We start from the raw sequence: 9,679 nt of genomic DNA on the forward strand, positions 1-9,679 counted from the left end.
AATAAGAGACTGAGGATAGCACTATGACAAAACCTTTACGTGTCGGAATCATCGGTGCCAGCGCAAATCGCGGTTGGGCCAAGGAGTCACACGTCCTTGCAGTTCAGAAGCTTAGAGGATTTGAACTCACAGCGATCGCCACCCACAGACAGGAGACAGCCGATGCAGCCGCCAAAGCTTTCGATGCCCGATCAGCCTATGGCAATGCAGCAGACCTGATCCGAGATTCTGACGTTGACCTAGTGGCAGTTTGCGTTAAGGTGCCCGACCATCGTGATCTGGTGTTAGGCGCGCTGGCAGCAGGCAAGCACATCTACTGTGAGTGGCCGCTTGGTCGTAACCTCACCGAGACCGAGGAAATTGCAGCAGCCGCGCACACCGCAGGTGTTCATGCGGCGATCGGGCTTCAAACGCGGATGAATCCTGCCATGCATCGCGCCCGCGAACTCGTCGTGTCTGGGGCGATCGGTCGTCTGCTCAGCGCACGGCTCTACTCCGGCACTGCCGCTTTTAGTCCGAAAATAGCGGCGACGGATGCCTACCTAGAGAACGCCGAGAACGGTGCTACCCTGGTGTCTATCCACGGCGGACATGCGCTCGATCTCGCGATCGCGGTACTCGGTCAACTCGAAGACGTGACCTCGCTAACCACGACCCAGTACCCTCAGATTGAGGTCGGCGAGGACTCGACGCGGCAGGCTCGATCAATCCCTGACCACTTGCTCGTGCAGGCGCGTCTAACTAACAGTGGCGCGCTGTCGCTTGAGGTGGCTGGGGGTCGCCCGCCCGCAGCATCACAATTTCGCCTAGAGGTAGTTGGGGAAACGGGCGTTCTCGCATTGGACGGCGGCGCGCCGCGAGGCTTTCCAACAGGTCGGTTGCGCCTTTCACTCAACGGCGAGCCTCAGCCCGTGGACGACGGAGAGACGAGATCGATGCCGGACACAGCCGCTAATGTTGCGGGAATCTACGCCGCCCTCCGTGATGATATTGCCCGAGGAACCTCGAGTGCTCCCGACTTTACTCATGCAGTTCGCCTGACGCGGCTTGTGGACGATGTACAGTCAGCGGCACAGACCGGAACTCGCAGATTCGCAGTAGACTGGCCATTACAGCAGTGAGCGTGGCAATCGTGTGTAATTTAACAACGACTACTGCTGGATTTGCCGATTTCAGGGCGAGCAAATGGTGGAAGTCCGCGCTTACCTTGATTCTGCATTGGTGGCGGAAGCCATCCAGCAAGGATTGCCAAGCTAGTCGGTGCACGCGTGATTGCGACGACATCGAGCGCAGAACAAGTCCCAAACGTTGCGCTTACTTGGAGCCGATGATGCGATCAACTATGCCAAGCTGCATGATTGGGGGGAGCAGGTGCGATCGCTCACGTGCGGGCGGGGTGTTGATCGTGTTGTCGAGGTAGTTGGATCGGCAACAATTCATCAGTCGGTGCGAGCGATCGCGTCTAAAGAAGAGGTCGTCCTGGTCGGCTTCCTGGGCGAGAACAAGTCTGGGATTGATTATTCTTACTTGATGATGTGCCACTTAATAAACTATCAACGATAGTAGAATATAACGCTTGATAATCTGAAACTATTGCTATAAGTAGGTGGAGAAGAATAATGCTTGCTTATAATTATTTGATTGGTTTTCAGTTTTAAAAAGGTGAAGGTATTAGTATGAAGCGAACTATTTCAGGTGCATTGATTTCCAGCGTGATGGCTGTAAGCTTAGTCAGTGTGAGCTTTGTTCCGGCAAGGCAAGCATCTGCGGATGAACACATCCTGCGAGATGTAGGCATTGGAGCAGGTGCAGGAGTATTATCTGGGACAGTAAGGAGACGTGGTTCGATATTGAATAATGCCGTAAAAGGAGCTGCTGCTGGGGCAGCTGTTAATGCTGTCAATGGTACGAGGTCTAGATACAAAAGAAAGCATCGGAATTTAGGCCAAGATGTTGGAGTCGGGGCAGCAGCTAGCACAGTTACGGGTGCTGTGACTCGTGGTCGCAAAGATACTCTAGGGGATGCAGTCGATGGTGCAGTCGCAGGAGCAGCTATTCATATTCTGACCAATGGCAAAAATTAATAATCTCTAGATTTACAGAATAATATTTGATTTCTATTGCGTGCAATAAAAACTGCCCTGGCACAAGTCCAGGGCATTGCTTGAAAAAGGGGATTAAATAAGGGATTTTTAAAATCTTATCCCTGTTTTACATATACTAAGTTTGGTATGTAATATTCTTCAGCTAAAGTCTTGTGTTTTATGCAAAAATAACTAAAAATTTTGAAAGTGCCATCATATAAGGATTGGACAAAATAACCAAGCACTATACAATTACTCCAAGGAAGCAATTTGGGATTTATAAAAGATAGTTATCAATCTAGTAGAAGCGATGCTCACCTATTTCAGCTAGTGCGAAGACAGCACAATCGCTTGCAGCGATAGTGCATTAAGTCAATCACTCCCAAGTAATATCTGTATTCTCAATCTCCAACCAATATAGGGATTTTGGTAAAAATCCCTGCATATTGTAAATTAATAATAAATGCACAGCAGCTAAATTTTATTTCTATGCGATCGCCAAAGCTTCACTCTGCTATCTATTAGACTTTTTGTGCTTTGTGGGGTCTACTAACCTATATAATTGGTCAGGTTCACTCGTTGGAGGAAACGGATGTCCAGTAGTTGATGTTACCTCTAAGCCTGTGCTTTCTCCATCAGAATTTATTAATTCATACTGTCCGCTTTGGGGAGTGCGTTCGCCTGGTCTATACAAAGAAGCTTGAGGTTTCAATGTTTGCTCATCTAACTGGCTTAACTGTGTAGTACCAGCACTATAAATTAGAGAAAACTGACGATGAATCTCAAAACCTGGAAGATAGCCACCTTGGAACGGTATTTCTAAGAGTTGACTAAGCGCCCCTTTAATTTCTGAGATTGGTTTAAGCAATTTTTCATTGTCCTGGCTCCATCTAATAATTTGTGCATCTAGCAATTCTTGAAACTCAAGAGCGTGCAACGTCGCCTCATCTAAGGGAGTTTGACTATCTACGACAATCGATAACTTGAGAATGAACAAAAGTATCGTTTGTATTTGTGAAGAATCGTCATTAGAGGTAACTTGCGTACAATACTCGTCTACATGAAAACCAAACTGGGCCTTAAAATGTGAAAAGCTCTGTGTTTGAAGCTGTTGACTAAGATATGGTAGCAATCCAGCATCCGGATCTAATAGGATTTGACGAACGATTGGTATTTGTATCATAAATACTCTACAAGTTTTCAATTAAACATTTTCTTCCCTAACAATTTCACAAGATTTAAACACTCTGGGACATCCATCAAACTGACGAGAGTTAGTTCAATCGCTCTACCGATTTACTTAAAACATCTTTGGTGCTACTTTCCTACCAAATAATTGGTAAATTCCTGAGCAAGAGACTCGTATTTTCTATAGATTTGGTGTATCTTGGTAGTTCTGTGCAATTATTAACACCCAACTGACCCTGACTTTCTACAAATCTACTGTCATCCAAATTTTTGAGCCAAGCCTTTGAAGGAACACCAATGAATACTTATAATGAGATACATACTTTAAAGATCATCAAAAAACCTAAAAAGCTGACTTTGAAGGAGATGATGGAGATTGAAAAAGCTTTAGACCAAAATCTTCAAGCTGATACCGTTAATCCTTCACCGCAGGGAATTGATGAGCAACTACCAGCAGCTATTCCAGGACCAATAGAACCGAGCTACATACAAGCGCTAGACAATCCTATAGTGCAATCGGTAGGGAAATCAGGTTGGCAGATTTCCGATATTTGGCGGGATATCCGCGTGGATAATTTTTGTAATTGATGATAGCAATGGCGCAAGCGTCCAGCGTAGCTGATCGCTTCTGAAATTAAGTTCAAGAATGATTTTTATTGACCAAGATTTTCTACAAGCTCACAACTTTAGGTCGTATTCACTTTACTAAAATCTATTTTCAAACTTCGTAAATTGGCAAAGGTATTGAGTTTATTGAGAATATACTTTGTTTATTGACATGATGCGCCCGCCTGGGGTGGAGTTATCTATTGTAAACATCTTTTGAATTGGTATTAGTTAACAAAAATTAGAATGCACAAATGCTCAAATTTGAAAAACTTTGCCAGAGTAGAAATAAGGGTTTTGAAATTTACCTATGTGTAATTAAATGACCGAAAACGAAAAGGATACAAGCCCCTAAATTTATTTATAGGGATGATTAATTTTGAATTCGGAGCGAAGCGACGTGACTCAAATATTTGAAGATGCGACGAAAACAGACGATTATATCCGTGTTGCTAAACTTACAGAAGTTCAGGCAGCAGGCAGTTTGTTAGTCCACAAGGAAAAGCATACGATTGCTTTGTTTTACTCAAATAATACAGTTTACGCAATTGATAACCGTTGTCCTCACATGGGCTTTCCCTTACAAGGAAGCACTTGCAAAGATGGTATTGTTACCTGTCCTTGGCATTATGCTCGCTTTGACCTTGCTAGTGGTGGAACGTTTGACTCGTGGGCAGATGATGTTCCTTGTTTCCCGGTAGAAATCCGTGATGGTGAAGTTTGGATAAATTTAGCACCACCAGTTAACCCTTATGCTCACCACCGCCAACGTCTGCTAGACGGTTTAGAGCAGAATATTTCTCTAGTGATTGCAAAATCAACACTGGCACTTTTAGATATAGGAGTGAACCCGACAGAACCATTTCTTATCGGGCTAGAATTTGGCACTCGTTATAACAAAGCGGGTTGGAGTTCAGGTTTGACTATCCATACCTGTATGATGAATCTACTGCCTTATCTAGATGCAGAAGACAAACCTCGTGCTTTATTCCACGGACTGTCAGCAGTAGCTAATGATAGTGCGGGTGCGCCACCAGAGTTTGTTGTTCACCCATTACCCAACTCGAAAGTAGATTTTGCGACTCTCAAAAACTGGTTTCGTCAATTTATTCAGGTACGGGATGCTGAAGCAGCACAAAGATGTTTAGTATCTGCTGTTCGTTCTGGAGCTAATTCAAAGCAAATAGCAGATATGCTGTTCTGTGCTGCCACGGATCATCGCTATCTTGATGTTGGGCATACGCTTGATTTTATCAATAAAGCATTAGAAGCACTTGATACTATAGCTTGGCAAGCAGCAGAATCAATTCTGGCTAGCCTAGTTTCGAGTTTAGCCAATGCCTCTCGGATGGAAGAATCCAATTCTTGGCGCTACCCTGTAGATTTGGTGGCAATATTAGAGTCAGCTTTTGAGCAATTACCGACTGTATTAAGTGTGGGAAAATCTCGACAAGGAAATTGGTCACAAACAGATGAACTAGTACCAATTTTATTGGGTGAAGACCCACAAGCGATCGCAGACTCGCTATTGAATGCACTGAAAGCAGGTTGTACTGAAGAACAATTAGCTGGTGTCGTTACTTATACAGCAGCCTTAAGAGTAGCTCGTTTCCACACTAATAATGATTTTGGAGATTGGAATTCAGCCCATCATCCATTTACGTTTGCAAATGCCGTACATCAAGCTTTACGAAGAGTACCAACAGTCGAACTACTAAGAGGTGTGTTTGATGCGGCGATGAGTGTGTACTTAAATCGTTTTTTGAATGTCCCACCAGCAAGGCTGCCAGAACCCAAAGACATCGTAGAAAATCCCGAACAATTACTCCAGCAGTTACCGGATTTATTAAACCGTCAGCAGCAAGTAAACCAGACAGGGCAATTAGTTGCTAATTATTTATACAGTGGTGGTAGTGCTGAAAGACTGATGGCAAAACTGGGGAAATTGATGCTGCGAGAAAACCGTGATTTTCATGTCGTTCAAGAAATGGAAGCCGCTTTTCGTCAGTATTCTTTCCTCGGTAAAACTTCGGCTGGAATTCATGTACTAGTGGCTGCATCTCGGTATTTAGCTGCTCATTCTCCGACAATGCGATCTCAAGGACAAACTTATCAAATTGCGGAACGTTTACATCAAGGCGATCGCTTATTTGAGGAATCATGACCGGAAAGTGGAGAAATGAAAAGGGATTTGATTTATTTGAGTAATGCTCATTTTTAAACCAAGCGATCGCTTGTCGATTTACACTTGAAAGTAGAGCGTAGACGCTTCATCGGCGAAACACATCATTCAACGTAAGATTAAACTGGTAGCACAACGCGAGATTTCATGGCGATAAGGTTTATTTTGAGCGACTATGTTGATCAAGCGATGTCTGACGACAAGCCGCTTTGCGTCTACGCTCAGGCAATTTATGACAAGTTAGAAGATGGTACATTTGCAGGTAGAATTCCTGTTTGCAAAGGAGTGATAGCTTTTGCATCAACTTTGCGCGAGTGTGAGGATGAATTACGCTCAACGCTGGAAGACTGGATTTTGCTTGGGCTAAAGCTGGGACATCCTCTACCAGTAATTGATAATATTGACCTCAACAAGGAGCCGACTCTTGAGCCGATGGATACCCTGTAAGCGTCGGGATCGCTTTCTGGATTAGTCAATAGACGTTATCCTTAAGCAAGGAACTGATGTAAGGAAAACGCGTATGGCTAGTGCGACCATCACCAGCAAAGGACAAGTAACTATTCCTCAAGAAATTAGGGATTATCTTAACCTTGATCCAGGTAGTAAGGTTGATTTTGTCATTGATGAAAATGGAACAGTTAAACTGATTCCTCTAAATATCCCCATCCAAAGCTTATCGGGGATTTTACATCGTCCGGGGATGAAAAGCGCAACTTTAGAAGAAATGGAAGCAGCAATCCAAGAAGGTTCAAGTGATTGGACTTGATACAAATATTTTAGTGCGTTATTTGACAAAAGATGATGAAAAGCAGTGGAAAAAAGCTGCTGAAATTATCGAAGGGGGAGAGCAATGTTTTGTTGCTAATATAGTTCTCTGTGAATTAGTCTGGGTTTTGCGCGGGAACCCTTATCAATTTAGTAGGGAAGAAATTAGTAACACCATAGATTTGATGCTGCAATGTTCTGTATTTGAGTTAGAAAATCGCTCTATAATTTATCAAGCATTACAGCGATTTCAGCAGGGAAGTGCAGATTTTTCTGATTATTTAATTGGTGTAATTGCTCAAAATTCTGGTTGTAGTTCAACAGCAACTTTTGACAGAAAGTTGAAAAACGAAAAGGGATTTGATTTCTTTGAGTAATATTCATCTCTAAACTAGGCGATCGCTTGTCGATTTACACTTATTTTTTAGAGTGATGTCTACGACAGGTAGAGTTGTTGAAAAAAAGCACTGGAGGATATTGCGATGAAGATTGGTTTTATTGGAATCGGCAGCATGGGTGCTGCAATGGTGCCTAACTTGGTCAAGGCAGGGCATCAAGTCAGCGTGTGGAACCGCAATCTAGACGCGGCGAAGGCGCTCGAAGGCGTCACGGTTCTGACATCGCCCTCAGCCGCGTTTGAGAACGATGCTGTGATCACCATGCTGTCTGATGATGTGGCTATCCGCAGCGTCATCATTGACTCCGACATACTCGCGTCTGCCCGAAAAGACTGTATCCACATCATGATGGCGACGATTTCACCCGCGATCGTTGAGGAATTACAGGAACTGCATCGCAAGGCGGGCATTGCTTACGTGGCAGCACCTGTTTTGGGGGTACCTGCTGTAGCGGCAAAGGGTGAGTTGAACATCTTAGCAGCAGGAGATGCTAAGGCGATCGCAACCGTTCAGCCCCTTTTCGATGCCTTGGGTGAGAAAACCTGGCATCTCGGCGACGATCCCAAGCACGCCAACATCGCCAAGATTGCCACCAACATGATGATTACCCTGGCGATTGAGTCGATGGGCGAAGCCACGGCTCTGACCGAAAGTTATGGATTGAAGGCGAGTGATTTTGTTGAAGTCATCACTAATACAGTATTTGCAAGTTCAAGCTATAAGCGCTATGGCGGCAATATTGCTAACAACAGCTATGAACCAGGGTTTAAGTTAACCTTGGGACTCAAGGACGTAAACTTGGCACTCGATGCCGCCAAGGCAAAACACGCGGCTTTGCCTGCGGCGGAAATCGTGCGGGAGAACATGATTCAGGCAGTTGATCGAGGACTGGGATCGAAAGACTGGTCAGCTTTAGCTAAGGTGACACGTCACCGAGCAGGCTTAGATGAAGGTTTAGCCTAGTTGGATGAGTCCGTAAAGAAAACAGCAGCTAGGAATTTAACATATATGACAGCTTGTGTTTCTAAAAAGATTTTTGGCTGTGTTTGGTCGTCAAATGGACGATTATAAATACTGGTATCTAGATAAACTCTTGTCATATAGCTTTTTTTACAACTTTCTCTAAAGAAAAGCGATGCCTTCTCTTCTCTTTCGAAGATGCTAATGCCAACGAGAGGCTTGTCTGCGACACGCTCTTTTTAGCTTGCTTCTCCGTAGGAGTACGCCAACGGCAACGGCAAAGCCGAACGCAATTATATTCATCTCTCAACTCTCACAGGCGATCGCCTCTTGATTTACACTTCTTTTCTAGAGCGATTTCTACGATGGGCTACGCCTACGCTTTTTTTCGGCTCAATAATATACCAAAATGAATGCGTGAATTACTCAAATGAGAAAGCAAACTGGGGTTTGAATAAGTAAAAGCTGCTTTTGCTTGCGGAAAACACCAAATTGAGAAAGTAAAAGCTGCTTTTGAGTAAGTCAAAGCTTATTTTACTTGCGGAAAACACTAAAATGAGAAAGCAAACTGGGGTTTGAGTAAGTAAAAGCTGCTTTTGCTTGCGGAAAACACCAAAATGAGAAAGTAAAAGCTACTTTTGAGAAAGCAAAAGCTCATTTTGAGTAAGTCAAATGCCATTTTGAGTAAGTAATCAGGCATTTTTACTTAGTTCAATATGAATTTTAGTCTAAGCGATCACGCATTTAAGTTTTAACATAGTATGTTTTGGGAAAAAGCTGTAAATACCATCTTCCTGTCTCTCTATTGCTGATCTGAGATGAGGTGATCGCACAAATCTACTAAATTTTTACGAACAGTAAGAGTATTAGGATGATTTACACCTAATCGTCGCTCAAAAATATCTAATACTTGCATGTACAACGGTTCGGCTTCGCTGTATCTGCCTTGGGAATGGTAGAGTAACGCTAGGTTGTTGAGGCTAGTGGCGACATCTGGATGTTCTTCTCCCAGCAGCTTGCGCCTCAGTGCCAAAGCTTGGATAAACAGGGGTTCGGCTTCGCTGTATCTGCCTTGGGAATAGTAGAGTAACGCTAGGTTGTTGAGGCTAGTGGCGACATCTGGATGTTCTTCACCCAGCAGTTGACGCCTGAGTGCTAATGCTTGGATGAAAAGGGGTTCGGCTTCGCTGTATCTGCCTTGGCAACGGTAGAGTAAGGCTAGGTTGTTGAGGCTAGTGGCGACAAATGGATGTGATTCTCCCAGCAGTTGACGCATGAGCGCCAATGCTTGGATGAAAAGGGGTTCGGCTTCGCTGTATCTGCCTTGGCAACGGTAGAGTAAGGCTAGGTTGTTGAGGCTAGTGGCGACATCTGGATGTTCTTCACCCAGTAGTTGACGCCTGAGTGCTAATGCTTGGATGAAAAGGGGTTCGGCTTCGCTGTATCTGCCTTGGGAGTCGTAGAGATACGCTAGGTTGTTGAGGCTAGTGGCGACA

At 44.3% G+C, this 9,679-nt stretch carries 11 protein-coding genes; 9 read left to right on the plus strand and 2 right to left on the minus strand.

Going from position 1 to position 9,679, the window contains the following annotated elements; translation table 11 throughout:
* The first annotated feature begins 23 nt into the window (after positions 1–23).
* From V7K56_RS17870 to V7K56_RS17880, 3 genes are all read left to right on the plus strand, one after another.
* Positions 24–1,121 carry a Gfo/Idh/MocA family protein gene (locus tag V7K56_RS17870; RefSeq protein ID WP_334912201.1) on the plus strand — a complete coding sequence of 366 codons (1,098 nt, stop codon included), beginning with the start codon at positions 24–26 and terminating at the stop codon, positions 1,119–1,121.
* A gap of 151 nt (positions 1,122–1,272) precedes the next feature.
* Complete coding sequence (locus tag V7K56_RS17875) at positions 1,273–1,563, plus strand: zinc-binding dehydrogenase (RefSeq protein ID WP_334912202.1); 291 nt, start codon at positions 1,273–1,275, stop codon at positions 1,561–1,563.
* A 113-nt stretch (positions 1,564–1,676) separates the two neighbouring features.
* Positions 1,677–2,084 carry a hypothetical protein gene (locus V7K56_RS17880; RefSeq protein ID WP_334912203.1) on the plus strand — a complete coding sequence of 136 codons (408 nt, stop codon included), beginning with the start codon at positions 1,677–1,679 and terminating at the stop codon, positions 2,082–2,084.
* 514 nt (positions 2,085–2,598) lie between these two features.
* Here V7K56_RS17880 and V7K56_RS17885 read toward each other — a convergent pair.
* Positions 2,599–3,267, minus strand: coding sequence for a hypothetical protein (locus V7K56_RS17885; protein ID WP_334912204.1), 669 nt, complete (start codon positions 3,265–3,267; stop codon positions 2,599–2,601).
* A gap of 302 nt (positions 3,268–3,569) precedes the next feature.
* Between V7K56_RS17885 and V7K56_RS17890 the strand changes: the two genes are divergently transcribed.
* The 6 genes from V7K56_RS17890 to V7K56_RS17915 all read left to right on the plus strand — a co-directional run bounded on the left by V7K56_RS17890 (position 3,570) and on the right by V7K56_RS17915 (position 8,186).
* The gene (locus V7K56_RS17890) at positions 3,570–3,860 is read left to right on the plus strand and encodes a hypothetical protein (protein WP_334912205.1); all 291 of its coding nucleotides are present in this window, start codon (positions 3,570–3,572) and stop codon (positions 3,858–3,860) included.
* Between the two features lie 418 nt (positions 3,861–4,278).
* A complete protein-coding gene (locus V7K56_RS17895) occupies positions 4,279–6,042 on the plus strand; it encodes a Rieske (2Fe-2S) protein (RefSeq protein WP_334912206.1) in 1,764 nt (587 codons plus the stop codon).
* A 165-nt stretch (positions 6,043–6,207) separates the two neighbouring features.
* Positions 6,208–6,507: a type II toxin-antitoxin system HicB family antitoxin gene (locus tag V7K56_RS17900; RefSeq protein ID WP_334912207.1), complete on the plus strand. Its 300-nt coding sequence runs from the start codon at positions 6,208–6,210 to the stop codon at positions 6,505–6,507.
* Between the two features lie 73 nt (positions 6,508–6,580).
* A complete protein-coding gene (locus V7K56_RS17905) occupies positions 6,581–6,826 on the plus strand; it encodes an AbrB/MazE/SpoVT family DNA-binding domain-containing protein (RefSeq protein WP_334912208.1) in 246 nt (81 codons plus the stop codon).
* On the plus strand, positions 6,813–7,202 hold the full coding sequence (locus V7K56_RS17910; RefSeq protein WP_334912209.1) for a PIN domain-containing protein: 390 nt from the start codon (positions 6,813–6,815) through the stop codon (positions 7,200–7,202). Before V7K56_RS17905 ends, V7K56_RS17910 begins: the two co-directional genes overlap by 14 nt.
* 105 nt (positions 7,203–7,307) lie before the next feature.
* Positions 7,308–8,186 carry an NAD(P)-dependent oxidoreductase gene (locus tag V7K56_RS17915; RefSeq protein ID WP_334912210.1) on the plus strand — a complete coding sequence of 293 codons (879 nt, stop codon included), beginning with the start codon at positions 7,308–7,310 and terminating at the stop codon, positions 8,184–8,186.
* Positions 8,187–8,985: 799 nt separating this feature from the next.
* Here V7K56_RS17915 and V7K56_RS17920 read toward each other — a convergent pair.
* Positions 8,986–9,679, minus strand: a 694-nt coding sequence (locus V7K56_RS17920; RefSeq protein ID WP_334912211.1) for a tetratricopeptide repeat protein, incomplete at its 5' end; no start/stop codon positions are given.

Source organism: Nostoc sp. (assembly GCF_036917535.1).
Lineage (GTDB): Bacteria > Cyanobacteriota > Cyanobacteriia > Cyanobacteriales > Nostocaceae > Nostoc.

Coding starts and splice junctions, on each gene's coding strand:
- V7K56_RS17900 (WP_334912207.1), top strand. CDS start 6,208: ATGGCGATAAGGTTTATTTTGAGCGACTATGTTGATCAAGCGATGTCT.
- V7K56_RS17880 (WP_334912203.1), top strand. CDS start 1,677: ATGAAGCGAACTATTTCAGGTGCATTGATTTCCAGCGTGATGGCTGTA.
- V7K56_RS17905 (WP_334912208.1), top strand. CDS start 6,581: ATGGCTAGTGCGACCATCACCAGCAAAGGACAAGTAACTATTCCTCAA.
- V7K56_RS17870 (WP_334912201.1), top strand. CDS start 24: ATGACAAAACCTTTACGTGTCGGAATCATCGGTGCCAGCGCAAATCGC.
- V7K56_RS17915 (WP_334912210.1), top strand. CDS start 7,308: ATGAAGATTGGTTTTATTGGAATCGGCAGCATGGGTGCTGCAATGGTG.
- V7K56_RS17885 (WP_334912204.1), bottom strand. CDS start 3,267: ATGATACAAATACCAATCGTTCGTCAAATCCTATTAGATCCGGATGCT.
- V7K56_RS17890 (WP_334912205.1), top strand. CDS start 3,570: ATGAATACTTATAATGAGATACATACTTTAAAGATCATCAAAAAACCT.